Source organism: Labrys sp. HAY1-8F (genome assembly GCF_056754975.1).
In genome coordinates, this window is the sequence record NZ_JBPGWZ010000001.1 from 1,248,758 (window position 1) to 1,269,364 (window position 20,607).

At 59.6% G+C, this 20,607-nt stretch carries 18 protein-coding genes and 2 pseudogenes; 7 read left to right on the forward strand and 13 right to left on the reverse strand.

The annotated features are described in order from the left end of the window. Positions 1-69: 69 nt before the first annotated feature. From ACR9ZN_RS05700 to ACR9ZN_RS05760, 13 genes and pseudogenes are all read right to left on the reverse strand, one after another. Positions 70-1,011: a D-ribose ABC transporter substrate-binding protein gene (locus ACR9ZN_RS05700; protein ID WP_454817212.1), complete on the reverse strand. Its 942-nt coding sequence runs from the start codon at positions 1,009-1,011 to the stop codon at positions 70-72. Between the two features lie 92 nt (positions 1,012-1,103). After that, a complete protein-coding gene (locus ACR9ZN_RS05705; protein WP_481271570.1) occupies positions 1,104-2,453 on the reverse strand; it encodes an MFS transporter in 1,350 nt (449 codons plus the stop codon). A 143-nt stretch (positions 2,454-2,596) separates the two neighbouring features. Continuing rightward, a complete protein-coding gene (locus tag ACR9ZN_RS05710) occupies positions 2,597-3,424 on the reverse strand; it encodes a phosphogluconate dehydrogenase C-terminal domain-containing protein (protein ID WP_481271571.1) in 828 nt (275 codons plus the stop codon). A 401-nt stretch (positions 3,425-3,825) separates the two neighbouring features. After that, positions 3,826-4,562, reverse strand: a pseudogene (locus ACR9ZN_RS05715) (SDR family oxidoreductase). Positions 4,563-4,670: 108 nt separating this feature from the next. Beyond that, positions 4,671-5,576 (reverse strand): 5-dehydro-4-deoxyglucarate dehydratase, encoded by a 906-nt coding sequence (gene kdgD / locus ACR9ZN_RS05720; protein ID WP_481271572.1) that lies wholly within the window; start codon positions 5,574-5,576, stop codon positions 4,671-4,673. A 74-nt stretch (positions 5,577-5,650) separates the two neighbouring features. Then, entirely contained in the window at positions 5,651-6,856 is a 1,206-nt protein-coding gene (locus tag ACR9ZN_RS05725) for a pyridoxal phosphate-dependent aminotransferase (protein WP_481271961.1), read from the reverse strand. Positions 6,857-6,925: 69 nt separating this feature from the next. Next, positions 6,926-8,563, reverse strand: a complete 1,638-nt coding sequence (locus tag ACR9ZN_RS05730; protein ID WP_454817204.1) for a hydantoinase B/oxoprolinase family protein — start codon at positions 8,561-8,563, stop codon at positions 6,926-6,928. 14 nt (positions 8,564-8,577) lie between these two features. Next, a complete protein-coding gene (locus ACR9ZN_RS05735; protein WP_481271573.1) occupies positions 8,578-10,668 on the reverse strand; it encodes a hydantoinase/oxoprolinase family protein in 2,091 nt (696 codons plus the stop codon). 171 nt (positions 10,669-10,839) lie between these two features. Further along, positions 10,840-11,682: a transporter substrate-binding domain-containing protein gene (locus ACR9ZN_RS05740; RefSeq protein ID WP_481271574.1), complete on the reverse strand. Its 843-nt coding sequence runs from the start codon at positions 11,680-11,682 to the stop codon at positions 10,840-10,842. A 35-nt stretch (positions 11,683-11,717) separates the two neighbouring features. Then, a complete protein-coding gene (locus ACR9ZN_RS05745) occupies positions 11,718-12,368 on the reverse strand; it encodes an amino acid ABC transporter permease (protein ID WP_434960146.1) in 651 nt (216 codons plus the stop codon). Positions 12,369-12,377: 9 nt separating this feature from the next. Continuing rightward, the gene (locus ACR9ZN_RS05750; protein ID WP_481271575.1) at positions 12,378-13,046 is read right to left on the reverse strand and encodes an amino acid ABC transporter permease; all 669 of its coding nucleotides are present in this window, start codon (positions 13,044-13,046) and stop codon (positions 12,378-12,380) included. Positions 13,047-13,058: 12 nt separating this feature from the next. Continuing rightward, entirely contained in the window at positions 13,059-13,814 is a 756-nt protein-coding gene (locus ACR9ZN_RS05755; protein ID WP_481271576.1) for an amino acid ABC transporter ATP-binding protein, read from the reverse strand. Positions 13,815-13,853: 39 nt separating this feature from the next. Beyond that, entirely contained in the window at positions 13,854-14,327 is a 474-nt protein-coding gene (locus tag ACR9ZN_RS05760) for a RidA family protein (RefSeq protein ID WP_454819271.1), read from the reverse strand. Between the two features lie 475 nt (positions 14,328-14,802). On the opposite strand from ACR9ZN_RS05760, the gene ACR9ZN_RS05765 reads away from it, so the two are divergent. From ACR9ZN_RS05765 to ACR9ZN_RS05795, 7 genes and pseudogenes are all read left to right on the forward strand, one after another. After that, on the forward strand, positions 14,803-15,552 hold the full coding sequence (locus ACR9ZN_RS05765) for a FadR/GntR family transcriptional regulator (protein WP_481271962.1): 750 nt from the start codon (positions 14,803-14,805) through the stop codon (positions 15,550-15,552). Between the two features lie 65 nt (positions 15,553-15,617). Continuing rightward, positions 15,618-15,812, forward strand: a pseudogene (locus tag ACR9ZN_RS05770) (CapA family protein); the annotation flags it as partial. Next, positions 15,802-15,933, forward strand: coding sequence for a DUF3761 domain-containing protein (locus ACR9ZN_RS05775; RefSeq protein ID WP_481271963.1), 132 nt, complete (start codon positions 15,802-15,804; stop codon positions 15,931-15,933). The pseudogene ACR9ZN_RS05770 and the gene ACR9ZN_RS05775, both read left to right, overlap by 11 nt. Positions 15,934-16,052: 119 nt before the next feature. Beyond that, the gene (locus tag ACR9ZN_RS05780; protein WP_481271577.1) at positions 16,053-17,504 is read left to right on the forward strand and encodes a hypothetical protein; all 1,452 of its coding nucleotides are present in this window, start codon (positions 16,053-16,055) and stop codon (positions 17,502-17,504) included. Between the two features lie 52 nt (positions 17,505-17,556). After that, entirely contained in the window at positions 17,557-18,309 is a 753-nt protein-coding gene (locus ACR9ZN_RS05785; RefSeq protein WP_454817194.1) for a hypothetical protein, read from the forward strand. Positions 18,310-18,371: 62 nt separating this feature from the next. Then, positions 18,372-19,385, forward strand: a complete 1,014-nt coding sequence (locus ACR9ZN_RS05790; RefSeq protein WP_454817192.1) for a hypothetical protein — start codon at positions 18,372-18,374, stop codon at positions 19,383-19,385. Beyond that, positions 19,378-20,457, forward strand: coding sequence for an OmpA family protein (locus ACR9ZN_RS05795; RefSeq protein WP_481271578.1), 1,080 nt, complete (start codon positions 19,378-19,380; stop codon positions 20,455-20,457). Before ACR9ZN_RS05790 ends, ACR9ZN_RS05795 begins: the two co-directional genes overlap by 8 nt. Positions 20,458-20,607 lie beyond the last annotated feature (150 nt).

A 20,607-nucleotide genomic window follows, 5' to 3' on the forward strand; every position in this document is an offset into this window, starting at 1 on the left:
ATTGTCGGGATCAGGAACAGGCCCGGGACGCCCCCAGCGAGGCAGCCCCGGGCATCTTTCATCGCAGCGTCAATTCGCCAGCGCGAAGGTTTCGAGCTTGCCGGCATTGTCGGGCGTGATCAGCACGCAATCCATCAGCTGCTTTTCCTGCGCGGGGCCCTTCTTGGTCTTGATGAAAGTGTCGGCCTGCTCGACGGCGGTCTGGGCCTGGAGATAGGCAGGCTGCAGGACCGTAGCCTTGATGCCGCCCTGCTTGATGGAGTCGCGCACATCGTTGGACCCATCGAAGCCGACCACGATCACATCCTTGCGGCCAGCGGCCTGCAGCGCGGCGATCGCCCCCATCGCCATGGTGTCGTTGCCGGAGATCACGCCCTTGATGTCGGGATTGGCCTGCAGAATGGTCTCCATCTTGCTGTAGGCCTCGGTCTGGCTCCAATTGGCGGACTGGCGCGCAACCATCTTGAGGTCAGGATAGTCGTCGATGACGTCGTGATAGCCCTTGGAGCGGATGCCGGCATTAGTGTCGGCCTCCCTGCCGACCAGTTCGACATAATTGCCCTTCTCGCCCATCAGCTTGACAAACTCCTGCGCGCCGACCTGGGCGCCCTGATAGTTGTTCGAGACGATCTGGGCAACGGCGATGCCGGCCACATTGATCTCGCGGTCGATCAGGAAGGAGGGCACGCCGGCATCCTTGGCCTTCTGCACGGCGGCCACTGTGGCGGCGGCACCGGCATTGTCGAGGATGATGGCCTTGGCGCCGCGAGCGATGGCGGTGTCGATCAATTGCGACTGCTTGTTGGCGTCGTCGTCATGCACCAGCACCAGCGTGTCGTAGCCGAGCGCCTTCGCCTTGACCTCGGCGCCCTGCGCTTCCGCCTTGAAGAAAGGGTTGTCGTGCGAGGGCGTGATGATGGCGATGAGGTCGGCGGCCAGGGCCGTGCCCATCGCCGCCGATGCCATCACGCCGGCAAGCGCAGCGCCCAGTAAAAGTCGTTTCAAGCTCATGTCGTCCTCCCATTTGTCTGTCGACGGTTCAGTCCGGATGGCCGCCGGTTGTATCCGGCGGGTCTTTCTTGGCTATCGGTGCGAATGCGCCCTCATGGCTTGAGGGGTGCGTAGGCCTGCGAGACCTCTCCGCCCTTCCTGATCTCCTGTCCGACGAGGAAGGCGAGGATGGCCGAGACCAGCATGAAGGCTCCCACGATGATCATCGGGGCCTGGTAGAGGCCGGTGTAGTCCTTGACCGCGCCGGTGACATAGGGTGCGGCAAAGCCGGCCACATTGCCGATGGTATTGATGAGGGCGATGCCGGCGGCCGCCGCCGCGCCCGACAGGAAACGCCCTGGAAGGGACCAGAAATTCGGCAGGGCCGAGAAGATGGCGCAGGCCGTTACGGTGATGCAGGCAACCGTGGTCTCAGGCGATGGCATGTAGAGGGCCAACGGAATGCTGATCGCGCCGATCAGGGCCGGAATACCGATATGCCAGGCCCGAACCCCGCGCCTGGTTGCATCCCGGCTCCACAGATAGAGCGCGATGGCCGCGGGAAGGTAGGGAACGGCAATGACCAACCCGGCCTGAAAGACCGTGAATTTGGTGGCAAACTTCGCCTCGAAGCCGGAAACGATGGTGGGCAGGAAGAAGGCCAGCGCGTAGAGGCCATAGATCATGCCGAAATAGATGAACGCCAGCATCCAGACCCGGCCGCTCGACAGGGCCGCTGCGATCGAGCCATTGTGCGGCTCGCGCTTGGTGCTGTCTTCACGGGCGAGTTCGCCGGTGAGCCAGGCCTTCTCCTCCGGGCTGAGCCACTTCGCGTCCCTGGGTGAATCCGGCAGATAGAACCAGGTGACGATGCCGACCAGGACGGCCGGGATCGAGACGCCGAAGAACATGATGCGCCAGCCCTCGAGGCCGAAAAAGCCATGGGCCTGGATCAGGGAGGAAGCCAGCGGCGCGCCGATCACGGTCGTCATCGGCTGCGCGATGTAGAAAAGGGCGAGGATGTTGGCCCGGTGGCGGGCCGGCACCCAGGTGCTGAGATAGAGGATCGCGCCCGGGAAGAAGCCAGCTTCGGCAATGCCCAGCAGGAAGCGCAGGACATAGAGCTCGGTGACCCCGCTGACCCAGGTGAACAGCAGTGAAACGATGCCCCAGGTCACCATGATGCGGGCAAGCCAGCGGCGGCCGCCGAATTTGTGCAGGGCCAGGTTGCTGGGAATTTCGAGCAGGATATAGCCGATGAAGAAGATGCCGGCGGCGAACCCGAATTGAGTGGCTGTTAGCCCCAGATCCGTCGTCAGGCCGTGCGGACCGGCAAAGGAAATCGCGGTCCGATCGAGGAAATTGATGAAGAACATCAGCCCGAGGAACGGCGCCAGGCGCCAGGTGGCCTTACGGATGGCCGATGTTTCGATTGAGCTGATCGCGAGGGTATTCGGACTCATTTTTCCTCCCCATGAGGCCAGGCGTCCCCTCCTGTTTGTTCTTTTGTGGAGGACGCCGACGTTTGGCTGCTCGACTGCTCGCCGAAAAGCCCGGTCGAATGCAGCAGCCGCCACCAAAGGTGACGGCTGCTGCAGGGTCTTGTTCAGGTGATGCGGCGAATGCTGTCGGCGATCTCGTTCGGCTCGAAGACGCGCTTCCAGTCGTCCCGCATCAGAGCCGGCTTGCCGAAGGCGATGGCCTTGTTGCAGGCATCGGAGAACACGCCCTTGACCTCGTCGAAGATCACGGCGCCGAGCACGTTCATGTGGCCGAGCAGGAAGTCGCGAGCTGCCTCGCGCGGTACACCCCGAGCCACGACTTCGTCCATGGCCTCCCGCATCACCACCAGAAGGGTTGCGCAAACGGTCTCCGACAGGCCCGGCTCCAGCAACGCCATCTGCTCGACGGTGACACGATGGGAACGCATGACCGGCGCCCAGATCACCTTGGCGACCTCCTCGCCGATCGCATAGGCGCTCTCCGGGCCCTGCATCAGGGCGCTGACGATATGCTGCTTGGCAGCGATTCCGCCGAAATGGTCCTTCTTGGCGGCCATCTCCGTCTCGTCGTTGAAGATCGGAGGATGACAGGGGTGGGTGACGAAATAGGTCAGGTCCGGGCGATCGGGCAGATGTCCGGCAAAAGGTGCGGCAGCGTCGAGCACCACCACCATGGTACCGGGCTCGAGCTTGTCGACGATGCCGCCGGCCACCTTGCCGATCAGCGTATCAGGCACGGCGAGGATGACGACATCGGTGCCTTCCAGAGCCGCATCCGGCGCTACGCTGTCAAGGCCGAGACCGGTCTTGAGGCGCTCCTGGCCTGCTGCGCTCACTTCGACATGCCGGACCTCGAAGCTCGACGCTTTGAGGTTGCTGGCCAGCCGGTAGCCCATTTTTCCGCCGGCGCCAAAGAGCGCGATCGTCGTCATGCAGATTTCCTCCCGAGTTCGGGTGACTTATAGATCTACTGGTATGATGAGTCAATCATCACTTGTAGCATGATACGATATCAAAATTTCCTTTTTGGCCGAGATCCATGGACCTCGCCCCGGCGCTGCCGACATGGCGGCGGCTTCCTTGTATGCAGAGGCGTCGCAATAAAGTGTGTTTTCTGCTGCATTATCAATATTTTAGGAGGAATTTCGTTATTTCGGGGGCAAGCGCCCGTGGACAGCCGAGTGCATGGCCTCCGGCAAAGCCGAAAGATTTTCGTTGTCATCGATGGGCATATTTCGGACGTGGCAGGAGTGGTTGCATCGGCGCAAAGATCGCCGAGACTCTTGATCATAGAGCAACCGCCAGGAAGCCCGCATCGGCGTGCGCCGGATGCTCAGGGGTGTTGCTGGACGCAGAGGCCGCCGTCGACGGTCAGGCAGACCGCGTTCATGAAAGGACATTCGTCGGAAATCATGAAGAGCGCGGCAAGCGCGATTTCCTCAGGCGTGGCGATGCGCCCGCCCGGGTGCAGCTTCAGCGTCTCCGCCTTGGCGGCCTCGGGATCGGGGAAGCTGTTCCAGTAGTCGATCACCTTCTGGGTCGAGACATAACCGGGCGCGCGCGCGTTCACCCGCACATTGCGGCCGGCATATTCCAGTGCCAGCGACTTGGTCATGCCGAGCAAGGCGTGCTTTGCCAGGGGATAGGGGAAGGTATGGGGAATGATGGTGAGGGCGGGTGTCGAGGCAATGTTGAGAATGACGCCACCGCCGCCGCGATCATTCCCGGCAGGACCGCCTCGCAGCAATTCCAGGCTCCCTTGAGATTGACGTCGAAGCATCGCTGCCACTCTTCGTTCGTGGTCTGCAATGGCTCGGCGAAAACGTTGATGCCGGCATTGTTGACGAGTGCGTTGATCTCGCCGATCGCCGACGCCGCCTGTGAAACGGCCGGTGCAATGCCTTGCTCGTCGGTGATGTCGACGGCCCGGTAGGCGATGGGCGCCGCTTGCCCCGCCAGTTCCTCACCGACACCGGCAAGCAGCTTCTCGTCCCGATCAAGGAGGAAATCGATATCCGAAGGGTTGATGTTCTTGACCGCGGCGCTGCCGACCCATTCGCCGGCTATCATATTCTGATGGAGGGTCATTACAGATACTCGAATTGCTCGTTCGGCGAGTGGGAGCGAACAGTGAGGGACCACCACCAGCAGGCTGGAGGTAGTCCCTTTTCCTCGTCTCTATCGTCTATGCGGCCCGATAAGAGCCTCCATCATGCCCGTTTCCTCTACGGTGAGATCCGTTAGAGGGGGGCGAACGGAGCCCGCATCAAAGCCCTGCAGACGCACGCCGGCTTTAATCGCAGCAACGGCGTAGCCTTTGGAGCGATTACGAATAGCCATGAAGGGGTAGAAAAAGTCATTCAGGAACGCTTCGCACTTGGCCCGCTCACCAGCACGCAAAGACTTGTAGAATTCGATCGCAAGGCCGGGAACGAAATTGAAAACGGCGGAAGAATAGGTCGTGAAGCCCGCGCCCAGATAGGCTTCCGCAAACAGTTCTGCGGTCGGCATTCCGCCTAGATAAGTCAGCCGCTCGCCTATCTTGGCCGTGATTTGACGCACGAGGCCGATGTCCCCCGTGCCGTCCTTGAAGCCGACGAGATTGGGACACTCGTCGCAAAGCCGAGCCAATGTATCGGCCTGGAGGACCGAATTGTCGCGATTGTAGACCATCACCCCCAAACCGGTCGACTGACACACGGCTTTGATATGTCGGTACAGACCTTCTTGCGGCGCGTCGATGAGGTAGTGCGGCAAAAGCAAAATGCCATCCGCTCCGACCTTTTCCACCGACCTGACGATCGATACGGCGATTTCGGTCCCATAGCCGCATCCCGAAACGATCGGTGTATTTCCGGCGGCATCCTTGGCTACGCGAACGATCTCGGGAATCTCTTGCGGGGTCAGCGAGAAGAATTCGCCAGTGCCGCCGGCGGCAAACAGCGTTGCTGCTTCGAAACCCGAAAGCCAGGCAACATGCTCCGCGTAACTCTTGGCGTTGAAATTGCCATCGGCATGAAAATGCGTCACAGGAAAGGAAAGCAGGCCCGCTCCCAACACATGCTTCAATTCTTCAGTCTTCATAAGTATAGTCCTTGTTTGGAGACAGCACCGAAAGAGCACCGCTCTCTCGTTGATCTTTGAATGGGTGCATATCGTTAGAGCCCGAGCGAGTACACCATGGCAGCGAGGCGCTCACAGGCACCTTCAAGTTCGCGATCCGACGCCGCGATCGACAGTCGGATGAATCCAGGCGCACCGAACGCCACGCCGGGAACGCCAGACAGACCGAATTCATTCAGCAGGTGAGAAGCAAACACCGTGTCGTCCGTGATCACTTCGCCTGCCGCGGTCTTCCGGCCAAGCAGCCTCTCGATGCCGACGAAGGCATAGAAGGCCCCTTCAGGCGGCGTGAAATCGATCCCATCGATACCAGCCAGGTTATCGGCCATGATCTTTGAGCGTGCGGTGAATATCGCTGCGGCATTGCCAACAAAGCTCTGATCGCCTGTCAGCGCGGCGAGGGCGGCCGCCTGCGCCACCACCGAAACGGAGGTGACGCTTTGCGACTGCATCTTGTTGAGGGCCGCGATCAGGGCTTTTGGCCCTGCCGCATAACCCACCCGCCAGCCGGTCATGGCATAGGCCTTGGAAACCCCGTTGACGATCAAGGTTCGATGGCGCAACCCAGCGCAGGCCTTGGCGAAAGAAATGAAGGCAACATCCGTCAACAAAATGTGCTCGTAGATCTCGTCGGAGATCACCAGAACCTGACAATGGCGGGCGAGGACCTGCCCAAGCGCTCGATATTCTTCCTGCGAATAGATCGCGCCTGTTGGATTGGATGGCGAATTGAGCATCAGCCAGCGCGTTTTCGGCGTGATCGCTGCTTCCAGCTTCTCCGGCGTTATCTTGAAGCCGGTTTCCCGCCCACACGTCACATAGACGGGCGTGCCACCATGCAAGGCAACGATGTCGCCATAAGATACCCAGCAAGGGGTTGGAATAATGACCTCGTCACCCGGCTCGAGCGTCGCCAGAAAGACATCGAAGAGGATCTGCTTTGCTCCGTTCGCAACCATCACCTCTTCGAGGCCGTAGTCCAGCTTGTTCTCTCTCCTGAACTTATCGACGACCGCCTGGCGAAGCTCCTCCGTGCCGGCGGCCGCGCCATAGCGCACGCGGCCTTTTCGGATGACCGCACATGCCGCTTCGGCAACATGAGGCGGTGGCTCGAAATCCGGTTCACCCAGTGAGAGGTCGATGATGTCGCGGCCGTGCGCCGCAAGTTTCCTGGCGGCCATCGCAATCGCCATGCTGGGCGAGGATTTGATGCCTGCGGCGCGCTTGTTCTCGAACGCCATCTCAATCTCCTTGGACTGTTTGATCAGTAACGCCGAAAAGGCTTTCACCGTGCCCGGCGTCATGGAGGGTCACTTCACTGAGACGTAGTCAAAATCTCGATCGCGCTGCGAAGCAGAAGGGTCACGCCTGTCCGCGGGACCATATCCACCGCCCCCTGGAAGCTGCAGGATGAGCCGGCGGCCTGCCGGTACATGCTGCCGTCCCTTGGAGGCGAGGCGGGTGCCGTCATCGAGCAATACCGCACCGGGCGCGCCGCTTTCGCCGCCATCGCGGCCACGAGCGGGATGCTCGATGCGGTCGAACATTGCGTTGAAGTGCATTTCGTGACCTTCGGTCGGCGAGATCTCCACGATTTGACCGAGCCCGCCACGAAACTGTCCCGCGCCACCGGAGCCGTCTCGCAATTCCTTGCGCCAGAAGATCACCGGCCCGACATGCTCCGTGGCTTCAATCGACATTGAATGAACACCGCTGGGAAAAGCGGTCGCATTCAAGCCATCGAGACGAGACCGAGCCCCTGCACCGCCACTATTGAAGAGCAGGACCTCGGCGCGCTGTCCGCCATCTGCGGGCGCTTCCTCGCCCGTTAGCGGCCTTACACTGACATGGAGGTTCCACAGCGCACCCGCTCCCTCCGCCGGTACTCTGCCGGGTAGCATCTTGTGGACGGCGCCCAGCACCGCATCCGGAACGAGGTGGCCCAACACATGTCGAACCGAGACGGGGGCCGGATGCTGTGCGTTCAGGATGCAATCTTCGGGTGCCGTGACACGGAATGGCAACAGCGATGCATGGTTATTGGGGATTTCCGGAGCAATCGAGCATTTCAGGCCATAGCACGCATAGGCGGCCGAATAGATCAGCGGGCAGTTGATGCCTTTTGGACTTGGCGGCGAGGTGCCCTGAAAGTCGGCGAGTATATGGTCTTCGGCGACGTCGAGACGAACGGCGATATCGATCGGTGAGCCATAGCCATCGACGCGCATCACATTGGAATAGGAACCCTTGGGCAGAGCCGCCAGTCGTTCCAGCGTGGCATCATAACTGCGCTTGAAGATGAATTCGGCAAGCGTCTCCAGATCGGCGAGCTCGAACTCATCCATCATGTCCATCAGTCGGCGATGGCCAATCTCGTTGCAGGCCGCCAGCGAATAGACGTCGCCAACCACCTGGTGGCTCTCGCGCACATTGTTGCGCAGGATGTTCACGAGATCCTTGTTGACCACGCCTCGCTCGGCAAACTTCATGATCGGAACGAAGATGCCTTCTTCGTAGACCTCATTGGCATCGGGGCCGAAGCCGCGGCCGCCGACATCCACCACATGCGCCGTGCAGGCGAAATATCCGACAAGGGCACCTTCACGAAAGCTCGGCGATACGACGGTGAAGTCGTGCAAGTGGCCGGTGCCCTTCCAAGGATCGTTGGTGATGTAGACGTCGCCTTCGAAAATACTCTCCGAACCGATGTCACGGATGAAGTGGCCCACGGCTTCGGCCATGGCGTTGACATGGCCGGGCGTGCCGGTCACGGCCTGGGCAATCATCTTGCCACTGCGGTTGAACACGCCAGCAGAAAGGTCGCCCGATTCACGCACGCTGGTGCTGAAGGCTGTGCGGATGAGTGTAACAGCCTGTTCTTCGACCACGGAAATCAGCCGGTTCCACATGATCTGCATGCGGACGTCGGAAAGTGCATTGGCCTTCATGGATATTCCTCCGTTCAAGCGTCTTGCTTGAGACGCACGAGCAGGCAGCCATCGGCCTGCATGATGACTTCGCGGCTTGCCGCGATGATGGTGGACGTCTCGCGTTCGGTGATCACGGCGGGGCCTGCGGCCCAATCTCCCGGCTTCATGTCATGGCGCGAAATGATCGCAGCCGTTTGAAAGCTGCCTTGCTGCACGTCGAAGATAGCGCGAGTGCCACGCACCGTTGCGTCAGCGGCCTTTTCCGTCCTGCCGATCTTCTGCGGTGGGACCGTCCTGGAAGTTGCTCGCAACGACCAGCCGACGATCTCAACATCGAGGCCATCGATGAGGCGGCCGAAGAAGCTCTCATATCGTTCGTCAAATAGTTTTCGGAACAGGACGCCATCGGCGTCGGCGTAGTCGCGAACTGAGATGGCGACCGGCACTTCCCAGCCCTGCCCGACATAGCGCATATAGGCTGTGCATTCGAGATCGGGATCGGCATCCGGCACACCGGCGCGCACGAAGGATGTTGCTTCCGCAATCAGATCCGTGATCGTGGCGTTGATGGCTTCAGCCTCAAAGCGGCTCAGCCTGCTATAGGCGCTGCGAACGGACTCAAAGCCGAATGGTGCCCGCAAGAAGCCGATGGCCGAGCCGACGCCCGCGCCCGGCGGGATCAACAGCTGCGAAATGCCGAGTTTCTCGCAAAGCCGGGCAGCATGGATCGGCGCCGCGCCGCCGAAGGCGATCATGGTGAACTCGGAGAGCTCCTTGCCGTTCTCCACCGCATGCATGCGGGCGGCATTGCTCATGTTCTCGTCGACGACTTCGCTCAAACCATAGGCGGCGGCGGCAACATCTGTGCCCAGCCTATCAGCAACATCGTTGTGCAGGGCCCGATCGGAGGCTGAGCGATCGAGCCTCATGGTGCCGCCGGCGAACTCACCGGCATCAAGACGCCCCAGAACGAGGTCAGCATCGGTGACGGTTGGGCTTGCCCCGCCGCGGCCATAGCAGGCCGGACCTGGCTCCGACCCTGCACTATGGGGCCCGACACGGATCTGGCGCATGCTGTCGACGGTTGCAATCGACCCCCCGCCGGCACCGATCTCGACCATTTCGATGACTGGAATGGAGATCGGCATGCCGCTCCCCTTCTTGAAACGATAGGTGCGGGCGACTTCGAAGGTCTTGGATGTCCTCGGCGTCTTGTTTTCGATCAGGCAGATCTTGGCCGTCGTGCCCCCCATGTCATAGGACAGCACCTTGTCCAGACCATAACGGCTGGCGATATGCGCGGCGAAGATCGCGCCGCCGGCTGGACCGGACTCCAACAGGCGAACCGGAAATTCGATCGCGCTTTCGATACTGATGATCCCGCCGCCAGAATGGATCATGAAAACCGGGCAACGGGTGCCCTCCTGCCTCAATCGTCCAACCAGGCGGTTCAGGTAGGACGCCATCAGCGGCTTGACGAAGGCATTGGCGCAAACCGTGTTGAAGCGCTGAAATTCGCGCATCTGGGGCGAGACTTCGGACGAGATCGACACCGAGATGTCGGGCTTCCTGGCCAGCAGGCGCTCGCGCACGATCTTCTCGTGATTGCCGTTCAGATACGAATGGATGAAACCGATCGCGACGCTCTCATAACCATCGGCAATGATGCTGTCACACAAGGCATCGGCTTCAGCGATATCGAGGGCCCTGAGCACGGATCCGTCCGCACCAACACGCTCGTCCAAGACAAAGCGCTCATTACGGGCGACCAAGGGTGCCGGCAGCACGATGTCGAGATCATATTGTTCGAAACGGCTTTCGGTGCGCATTTCGATGACGTCACGAAAGCCCTTGGTGGTGATGAAGGCCGTTTTCGCGCCGCGACGCTCAATCAGGGCGTTGGTGGCGAGCGTCGTGCCGTGGATAATCGTATCGATGGCGGCAAGGTTCACCCCCGCGACGTCGGCAACCTCACGGATCGCTTTGACGATCGCATTTTCAGGAAAAGAATAGTCGGTCAGCACTTTGACCGAATGGAGGGTGCCGCCGACCTCCATCGCGACGTCGGTGAAGGTACCGCCGATATCGACGCCGACCCTGATTTGTTCGCCATCTTTCGCCATTTACTTACGATGCTCCGTAATCAAGCTGTTGTTGCGCCGCGTGCGGGCGTATTTTGGACATGCGGTGCCCGTCCCCCGCCTGTTTGATCAAGCGGGAGCCAAAGGTCTTTTGGTCGTTGGTGTTTTGGTGGCCCTATGCGGCGGCTGGAACGCTCGCGCAGGGCTCGAGCGTTATTGCTTGCCGGTAAAGTCGATGTCCGGCAACGCGGTGGGGAGTTTGGCGCGGTCTACACCGATCCATTTCTTGTAGAGTGCATCCAGGGTGCCGTCGGCGCTGTGGCGGGTCACGAAATCCGTCAGGAAGGCGAGCATTTCCTGGTCACCCTTGCGCACAGCCATGCCCTGGAAGTTATCCGCAACCTTGTACTTGCGCTCATAATCGGCGCCATGGCCCGTCTTGGTGATCACCAGACCATAGGTTACACTGCCCAAGATCGCGTCGACCTGGCCTGAGAGCAATGCTTGGACGGTCGTCGCATCATCATCGAAACGCTTGATTTCGGTATTGGGCGGCGCAGCTTTGGCCAAGATCGGCTCAAATACGCTGCCGCGATTTACGCCGATGACATAGTTTCCTAGATCCTCGTTATCTTTGATTTTGGCATCTTTCTTTGCCCAGACTGTAATGTCATTTGAAGAATAGGGAATGACATACTGGATCACCTTGGCACGCTCTTTCGTGATCGTCATCGAGGGCACGAGGAAATCGACATTGCCGTTGGCCAGGAGAGGAATACGGTTCTGGCCGGTGATGCGCTCGAACCTGACCTCCACGCCCAGTTCCTGGGCGATGAGCTTGGCGACTTCGATATCAAAGCCGTTGCTTTGGCCATTCTGGTCGATGAAGCCCCAGGGAAACTGGTCCATCTGAACCCCGATGGTTGCCGTGCCCTTGGCCCTGATCTCCTCCGGGCTGATCGCCTGTGCAGGGGTCGTCAAAGTGGTCGCCAGCAAAATTGCCGTGAACCCCGACACGATCTTGGTGCGCAAAGTCAACAATGCCGAATTGAACATGTGGTTACCTCTGGTTGATTATCATGCGTTCTTTGTTATCGAGCAGCATTGAGGCGCCGTTCGACACTTGCGCCGAAATAGGTCAGGGGCAGGCAGATGAAGAAGTATACCAGCCCGACTGCTCCATAGACTTGCAGGGGCTGAAAGGTGATGTTCGCCATCAACTGGCCCGAACGAGTAAGCTCTGTCAGACCCAGCAGCGCCGCCAGGGCGGTGCCCTTGATCAGGTTGACGAGAAAACCAATGGTTGCGGGAAGGCCGATGCGAAACGCCTGCGGCAAGACTACGTCGACCATCCGGTGGAAATAGCCGATGCCAAGAGCGCGAGCAGCCTCACTCTGGCCCGAGGGAACGGCTTGGATACTGCCGCGCCAGATTTCGCCCAGGAACGCGCTGGCATGCAGCGACAGGCCGATCGTCAACGCGATCCAGATGTCGACTTTCATGCCAAGGAGCGGCAGACCAAAATAGACGAAGAAGAGCTGAACCAGCAGCGGCGTGCCCTGGAAGATCTGGATATAGGCGGCCGTCAGCCCGCGCAGCATCGTCCATTTTGCGGTGCGGCACAAAGCAACCGCAAGGCCAAGGGCGCCTCCGCAGACAAAGGCGAGCAATGATAGGATGATCGTCCAGCGAGCCCCTTCAAGCAGGAACGCAAACTCGCCGAAACCAAATTCGCGGATCATCGCCACACCTCACTTTGCCGGATAGGAGAAGTAGGTTTTGCCGACGAGCCGGAGGGCGACGGCGAAGAACTGCGACAGCAAGAGATAGATCGCCCCGAGCACAAAATAGATCTCAAAACTACGAAAGGTCTGCGCATCAAGCGTCTGAGCAACATAGGTCAGTTCTTCGGCCGACACCGAAGCGACCAGGCTCGAGTTCAGCATCATCAGGATGAACTGGCTGCACAGGGCCGGATAGACCGCACGGATTGCAGGACGAAACACGATGAAGCGATAGATATCGAGGGTATGAAGGCCCAATGCTCTGCCCGCCTCGATTTGGCCTGGTCGGATCGCCTGCACGCCGCCCCGGACGATCTCGGCCGCATAGGCCGCACAATTGAGCGTCATGGCCAGGACCGCAGCCTCCTCGCCGCCCAAACGCACGCCGAGAGACGGCATGCCGAAATAGATGAAGAACACCTGGACGAGAAAGGGCGTGTTGCGGATCAGTTCGATGTAGCAGATTGCCAGCAGCCGGAGTGGGATGAGCCTGCTCATGCGCATCAGCATGAAGATGATGCCAAGCGCCAGGCCCGCGACCATGGAGATCGCCGACATCCGCAATGTCTGGATGGCGCCCTCCACAAACAAGGGCCAGGCGGCAAAAACCGGAGCGAAATCGAAGGTATAGTGCATCCCCTTCCCCGCTCAATGATTGAGAATTTGGCTGAGAAAGGCTTTGGTGCGCTGGTGACGCGGATTGCCGAAGAAGTCCTCCGGCTTGGCGCTTTCGATGATTTCACCGCGGTCCATGAAGATAACGCGATGGGCCACTGCACGGGCAAAGCCCATTTCGTGGGTCACGCAGATCATCGTGATGCCGTCGTCGGCAAGCGAGATCATGGTGTCGAGGACTTCCTTGACCATCTCGGGGTCAAGAGCGGAGGTCGGCTCATCGAACAGCATGATCTTGGGGTCCATGCACAGAGCCCTGGCGATTGCGACGCGCTGCTGCTGCCCCCCCGACAGCTGCGCGGGATATTTCAGCGCTTGCTCGGCAATGTGCACACGTTCGAGATAGCGCATGGCCTTCACCTTGGCCTCAGCCATGGAAGCCTTGCGCACCCGGCGCTGCGCCAGCATGCAGTTTTCAAGCACGCTCAGATGGGGGAAGAGATTGAACTGTTGAAACACCATGCCGACATCGCGGCGGATATGATCGGCGTTCGAGCCCCTCTGGCTGAGCTGCGTGCCGTTGACGGTAATCGCGCCTTCCTGGATTTCCTCCAGGTGATTGATGCAGCGGATCAGCGTCGACTTGCCTGACCCGGACGGGCCGCACAAAACGATATGTTCGCCACGAGCGACGTTCAGGTTGATGCCCTTCAGTACCTGTAGAGAGCCGTACCACTTGTTGACATCGACCATCTCGATGGCTTTTTCCAATATACCGCTCTGGCCCATGACCAGTTCCCCTTCCTGTTGTTGTCAGGATTTTTGCCGTCAGGATTTCGGTGTGACTTCGAATATGGCGTCGACTTCTACCGAGGAGCCACGCGGCAGCGATCCGGCACCAAGCGCGGTGCGGACATGGCGCCCTTTGTCGCCGAAGACCTCAACGAGCAGATCGGAGGCGCCATCGATGACGGCAGGATGGTCTTTGAAGTCGCGCCGGGCATTGACGAAACCACGAAGCTGGAGACAGGCGACCATGCGGTCGAGATCACCATCAAGCGCGGCGTGGACGCGTGCCAGGAGGTTGAGCGCACAAAGGCGGGCCGCCTGATAGCCCTCCTGCGGTGTTACGTCTTCGCCCACGACGCCAGGAAAATGGTCCACGCCGTCGATCTTCGGAACCTGACCGGAGACATAGAGAAGATTTCCAGCCAAGCGGCAGGGGAGATAATTCCCCGCAGGCGAGGCTATCGCAGGTAATACGATCCCCAACTTGGTAAGGCGTGCAGAAACATCACCCATCGTCGTTTTGCACCTGTTTTTGAAGGCACGAATGCGCCCATTTTCGCTCCCGGGCCGCTCGCTACGTCCGGAAGGATCCCGAAAATTGCGGTTGGCGCACCTTTTTCTGAAGGTGGAGATTATAGAAATAGTATCTCATGTCAACCTTAGCAGAAGAGATATTATCTCTTTGCGATTTTATAAGCTATATTAGAAAAACATTTATATTTTCAATAAGATATGAAAATTGCAGATCGCGATCCCAAATCCGGAACCAGCTCAATGTCGAAAAAATTTTTGTTTTTCGACGCTGGACAGGCCCGAGTGAGCGCCAATCACACGGGTGATACTATCAGTGAGCACCTGTCCAGGAGCCGTAGACTCGTATTGAGGTAGTACCACTAATCGACGTTGTGCTACCTTGTGCTGGATCGTGAAATCCCTATCCACAAAGGCGGCAGGCTGGATGTGGTGGAACGAACTGGACGGGTGGCATTTGGATACTTTGACAGGCCGGACAATCAAGGCGCTGAAAACGCATATCGCAGAGGGACAGCTTGCCAGAGGACACAAGCTCGGATCACTCAACGAATTGTCGCAGACGTTTGGCGTAAGCCGGACGGTCATACGCGAAGCCGTATCCGCACTGCGCTCGGATGGTATCGTCGAGGCTCGTCATGGAGTGGGCGTGTTTGTCGTGACTCCTCCCACGCCCGCCTCTGAGACGCATGCCGAACTTGAGGCCGAAGCGGCACTGGCCCCGCTCGCACGGCTGAAGACGTCTTTCATGGATCTTCTGGAGCTGAGAATGGCCTTCGAAGTGCACGCCGCCGGGCTGGCCGCTTCGCGCCGCTCCTGGGCTCAGGAATCAAACATCTGGAATGCCGCCCGCCAATTCGAAGCGTCGTTGGACGACGAAGACTCGCTCGACGATCTCGACTTCGTCTTTCATCGCTCCATTGCCGAGGCAACGAACAACGGTGCGTTCATCGAGTTCTTCAATCTGATGAGCTTGAAGATCTTGCCCCAACCGGCCTTCTCCCGAGAACTCAACCCGGCGCTCATCACACCGGGCTATATCCAAAATACCGTTGTCGAGCACCGTGCCATATGCGAGGCGATCGGCGTCGGAAATCCAGAACTAGCGCGCGAAGCGATGCGGGCTCATTTGAATAGAAGTCATTTGCGCTATCGAGGGTTTTCCGATGACAATGCATCTCCGTTGAGCAACATCGCTGGAGAATGACCCAGGCCCGCTCACGAGCGCGGGCGGAAGACCGCTGTTCGCTGCTGAACGGCGATATCGCGGTGTTCGGTCGTCACGGCGGATGGCCGATGAAGGGCAACTATTTCGGTTGCTCGAAGCCTATAGTTCTGAATGTGTTGAAGGACATTTGCTTCAATGCCCTGGCGCTCTCCAATAACCATGCCTTCGATCTGGGCCCGCCCGGCTTCCTGTCCGCTCTCGAAGAGGTTGCGGCCAGGGACTTCCTTCATGCCGGTATCCAATCATCGCGACCGCAAACACCAGATCGCCGTCTGCAGGGACGGCTCGACAAGCCACTCCTATCACCCTCGAGGCACATGCTCGCGTCATGGCGGTGTACGAAGTTGGCTCAAGGGGTAACGGCAAGGCACTTCCCGCCGCAGAACCGCCGCTATGATACGCTTGGCACTGCCTGTATAACGATGACGTCGCGAATAATCTCGACCCTTTGTCACGTTTGAGTTTCCGGATAATTCATCTTGAAGAGCACTGCCCTCGCCCGCCTGTTGCAGGGGATCACGAAGCCTTCTCACGACCAGCGTCCATCGATCGAGACCTTTGCGGATATCGACACGGACCGGCTCGCTGTCGAGCTCGATCTCGCCAATCGAGGGGCAGAACGCGGATCGAAGGATGAGCCTCCCACCGCGTCGGTAACGGCCGATCCTGTCGAGGCTCAGATCATCGAGCGGATCGAAGCGGCCAAGAAAGCCGCCCACGCCACGATCGAGGATGAGCTGCGCACCTATGCCGAGCGTCTGGCGGCGCTCGATTTCGAGGATAGGTTCACGCAGATCCAGCACACAGCACCTGCGGCCGTGGGTGATTTCAAGCTGGAGGCTCGCGCAGGCAGAGACGACCTTTATGCCTTGCGGCGAAACCTGCGCGACCTCGATGCCGAACAGCAATCGTTCCGCCGCAAGCACAAGATCGACCGCACCGCACGTGTCCATGGCGGAGGGGCGACCTTCCTCAAAGTCGCCCTTCTCATCGTGATGTTCGTGATCGAGGCCTTTGCGAACGGCAACTTCCTGGCCAAAGGCAATGAGCAGGGCTTGCTCGGCGGCGTCACCGAGGCCATCTCCTTTGCCGCCCTCAACATTTTCGGCACCTTCGTCATCGGCCATTTCGGCGTCAAGCAGATCGCGCACAACAGCGTGGTCCGCAAATGCCTTGGTGTGCTCGCCTTTTGCTTCTATCTGGCCTTTGCCCTCGGCCTCAACCTCGCCTTGGCCCACTACCGCGATGTATCAGCCCAGTTGCTGGACGGTGGCGGCGATCGTGTCATGCAAGCCATGGCTGCGACGCCGTTCCAGTTGCGCGATATCAATTCCTGGCTCTTCTTCGGACTTGGCCTTCTGTTTTCGGTGGTCGCTCTCATCGACAGTTTGACCTTCTCCGATGCCTATCCGGGCTATGCCGATGTCCAGCAGCGGCTCGAAGATGGCAGGGATGCCTATCGCAACCGCCGGGCTGAGCTCGATGAGAACCTGAAGGACGTCCGGGACGAATATCAGGAGAAAATGGAGGACATCAGCCGGGACCTGTCGGTGCGCCGGGGTGAGTATGAGGCGATTGTCGCCAATCGTTCGCGCATGCTGAAGCTCTTTGCCCAGCATCAGGAGCATCTGGAGCGGGCCGCCAACGCGCTGATCAGCCTCTATCGCGAGGCCAATATCAAGGCCCGCAAGACGCCGCCGCCGACACGGTTCGCCGCGGCTTTCTCGCTCACCAAGGTAAGCGTGGAGGCCAACACCGACGGCGAATGGAGCCTGCGCGACCTCAGATCACGCATCGAGCAGATCCAGGACATGCTGACGACCGAAGTGAAGGAGATTCACACCGCCTATCAAACCACGATGGACGAATATCAGCAGCTCGACGACGTCGTTCCCGAGCCGGGAGTGGGTGATGGCTCGAAACAGGCGTAGGCGCTCGCGCAGCCGGGGTGGCATGTCGAGCTACCTAATTGGCGCTGTTCTTTTGCTCATCGCCGCCGCCGTCGCCGGTGGGTTTGCCTATCTCAAGCTGACGGCAAAGGTTCCGCCAAAACTGGATAAAACGACGCTTTGCCCGCTCGATGGACCGACCTCCATGACAATCGTGCTGCTCGACGCGTCAGACGCGCTGCCGCCGATCGGCCGCCAGCAATTGATGACGGAGCTCATCGATCTGGCTGAGTCCACACCCGACTATGGCCTGTTCGAACTGCGTGTCCTGGAGCCGAATGCCTCGGGCGGTGCCGTGAAATTTCATGCGTGCAATCCCGGAGACGGATCGGGCGTGGACGCTTTGACCGGCAACAAGGAACTTGCCAGGAAGAAGTGGACGCAAGGCTTCAAGCTGCCTCTTGAACAAGCGCTTGCCGCCGATCTGGGCGGTGTGCCGTCCGACAACTCGCCGATCATGGCCACGATCCAGGCGATTGCGGTCGAACGGTTTACAGGCGCCAAGGCGGACGACGTTGCCAAAAAGCTGGTCGTCGTCTCCGACATGATCGAGAACGAACGCGATTACAACCAGTATCGCGGCGATCTTTCGTTCGCGCGTTTCAAGAAATCCCTCGCCTACCGGCAATACCGGACCGATCTCGACGGCGCCGAGGTGAAAATCAAATATGTGCAGCGCCAAAAGCCGCCGATCGATAGCGTTGCCCATATCCGTTTCTGGCAGGAGTGGATCGCCGACAACAACGGCAAGTTCGACAGCGCCGACCGGCTGCAGGGAGTGAACTGAGGATGGCCAAGGACAAGAGCTGGTCGACGACCGACAGCGCCATCAGCGCCAGCCTCTTCAGCGTGTTCGTGCTGGCCGGCAGCGCCTATATCATCGCAGCCAAGCTCCTGCATTACCCGTCCTTTCTGGTGACGTCGGTGCCCGTTGTCGTGATGGTGATCTACGCCTTGGCGATCGTTGTGCTGAGGCGCTTTCGCCTGCGCTTGGACCAGGCGGGCGACAACATCTACTACATGGGCTTTTTGTTTACGCTGACGAGCCTTGGCGTATCGCTCTATCAGTTCCAGGCGGAAGGCGCGGTCGAGGAAATCGTCCGCAACTTCGGTGTGGCGATCGCCTCAACCATCGCCGGCGTCGCTCTCCGTGTGCTGTTTGGACAGATGCGCCAAGACCCCTATGAGGTGGAGCAAGCCTCGCGTCTGGAGCTGTCGGAGGCCACGCGGCGGGTGCGCCGGGAACTGGACACCATCGTCGTCGAAATCGCCAATTTTCGCCGGTCTTCCCAGCAAATGGTCATCGAAGGCTTCGCCGATGCGCGCGAGGGCGTTCGGGATGCAGCGAGCAGAGCACTGGGTGATTTCCAGGATTTGACGAAAAAGGCGGCCGGACCGATCGAAGCGAGCGCCGATGCCAGCACCACGATCCTGAAGGCATTCGCAAAATCAGCCTTTGAGAGTGTCGAGGCTGCCAACACGAAGTTCGCTGCGGAAACAGCCAAATTATCGGAGGGAACGGACAGACTCGCAACGACCTTGGAATCTGTATCGGATCATCTGAAAAGCCTGCAGGTCCCCGCAAACGTCATCGAGGAAAAGCTCCAGCCCTCGGTCGGCGAACTGACGCAGGCTGTTGCGCAGCTCAGCCGAAGCCTGGCCACATTCATCGAGCACAACTCGCCCATGACGCCCACGCAGGTTCTCGACGCCGAAGCCAGGCGCAACGAGCGCATCGATAGCCTGGCTGACGCGATCGGCAGGCTGACCAAACAGATGGAAGCGGCAGCGGCCGACAAGCAGAGCCGACCCTTGCGATATATCAAGCGCCTTTTTCGCAAATCGGAAGCGGTCGATGCCTAAGGCGACCCCAATCGCATCCGATGGGGCAGCCTATCGGCGCGGCATCGTGCTTGGGCTGACGATGGCCGAGATCATGCTCTTGCTAGTCTTCTGCCTGTTGATCGCCTTGACCGCAATGTTCAGTCGAGAACAACAGCGCGGCAGGGATCTGGCCGCTCGCCTGAAGCAGGCCGAAGTTGCGCTCGCCAAGGAACAGCAAACGTCGAAGGATCTGGCCGCTCTCCTCGATGAGTTCAAGCGCGCAGGGGCTATTCCTCAGCAAGTGGACGATAGCTGGCGCAAACTGGTCGAAGCCCGCGATATCGTCGACAAGCTGCAAAAAAGCGGCGTCGATCCGGAGCAATTGACCCAGCAGGCTTCGAAACTCAAGGACCTCCTGCCCACACTCACCACCGATGTCTCGGGAACCGATCTTGCGGCGGCTTGGCGGCAGATCGTCGAGGCCAAGAACCGAATGGCGACGGTGGGTCTGGGCGAGCTTGCTGTTTCCGACTTGAGCGATGTGCTCGTCCAAGGGGCAAAGACACGCCAGGCGATGCGGCAAGGCCGCGGCGAGCATGATTGGCCACCCATCATCAATCTGAGCGAGGCCAGCGGCTATAATTTTGCGATCGGACGTGCGGATCTGTCGGCGGATTTCGACAAGAAGCTGAAGACAAGCGTCGTTGATCAGGTGGCCAGGATTGTCGCCGAGTATAACGTCGATGTCGTCGAGGTGATTGGCCACACCGACGAACAGGCCGTCAACAATCGCGTTTCCAACCTGGATGGCAAACTCGTCCCAGCCCTCGCCGGCAAGGTTCAAATCGATGGGTTGACCCCAGCGGATAATACAGGACTTGGCATGGCCCGCGCAGTTTCTGTCGCCAGGGTTTTGGAGGGCGACCCTCGGCTAAAGGGCGTTACTATCCTGCCGCTGTCGGGAGGGCAGATGATACTGCCCGGTGACAAGGTCACGGATGGCACCAGCAAGGGAGACGTGAAGGAACGGCGCAGGATCGAGATCAGAGTGAGACGCTCGACAAGCAGACTAACAAACGGCGCCACACCTCAATCTGAGGTGCAGCCCTAATGTGAATATCGCTATAGTGGCCCATAAGGACCCCCAAGTAAGCGGCTGCAAGTGACCGCTTAGCGCCCCAAGCGGACATCGCCCGCGCGCCGCACCACGACTTCGACGTCTGAGTTCGAATCTCGTCCGGCGCGCCAACTCTCCCCTTTC

Excerpts from the sequence above, each read along its gene's own strand:
- ACR9ZN_RS05700 (WP_454817212.1), bottom strand. The coding sequence starts at position 1,011 with ATGAGCTTGAAACGACTTTTACTGGGCGCTGCGCTTGCCGGCGTGATG.
- ACR9ZN_RS05705 (WP_481271570.1), bottom strand. The coding sequence starts at position 2,453 with ATGAGTCCGAATACCCTCGCGATCAGCTCAATCGAAACATCGGCCATC.
- ACR9ZN_RS05710 (WP_481271571.1), bottom strand. The coding sequence starts at position 3,424 with ATGACGACGATCGCGCTCTTTGGCGCCGGCGGAAAAATGGGCTACCGG.
- kdgD (WP_481271572.1), bottom strand. The coding sequence starts at position 5,576 with ATGAAGACTGAAGAATTGAAGCATGTGTTGGGAGCGGGCCTGCTTTCC.
- ACR9ZN_RS05725 (WP_481271961.1), bottom strand. The coding sequence starts at position 6,856 with ATGGCGTTCGAGAACAAGCGCGCCGCAGGCATCAAATCCTCGCCCAGC.
- ACR9ZN_RS05730 (WP_454817204.1), bottom strand. The coding sequence starts at position 8,563 with ATGAAGGCCAATGCACTTTCCGACGTCCGCATGCAGATCATGTGGAAC.
- ACR9ZN_RS05735 (WP_481271573.1), bottom strand. The coding sequence starts at position 10,668 with ATGGCGAAAGATGGCGAACAAATCAGGGTCGGCGTCGATATCGGCGGT.
- ACR9ZN_RS05740 (WP_481271574.1), bottom strand. The coding sequence starts at position 11,682 with ATGTTCAATTCGGCATTGTTGACTTTGCGCACCAAGATCGTGTCGGGG.
- ACR9ZN_RS05745 (WP_434960146.1), bottom strand. The coding sequence starts at position 12,368 with ATGATCCGCGAATTTGGTTTCGGCGAGTTTGCGTTCCTGCTTGAAGGG.
- ACR9ZN_RS05750 (WP_481271575.1), bottom strand. The coding sequence starts at position 13,046 with ATGCACTATACCTTCGATTTCGCTCCGGTTTTTGCCGCCTGGCCCTTG.
- ACR9ZN_RS05755 (WP_481271576.1), bottom strand. The coding sequence starts at position 13,814 with ATGGGCCAGAGCGGTATATTGGAAAAAGCCATCGAGATGGTCGATGTC.
- ACR9ZN_RS05760 (WP_454819271.1), bottom strand. The coding sequence starts at position 14,327 with ATGGGTGATGTTTCTGCACGCCTTACCAAGTTGGGGATCGTATTACCT.
- ACR9ZN_RS05775 (WP_481271963.1), top strand. The coding sequence starts at position 15,802 with ATGCCGGTATCCAATCATCGCGACCGCAAACACCAGATCGCCGTCTGC.
- ACR9ZN_RS05795 (WP_481271578.1), top strand. The coding sequence starts at position 19,378 with ATGCCTAAGGCGACCCCAATCGCATCCGATGGGGCAGCCTATCGGCGC.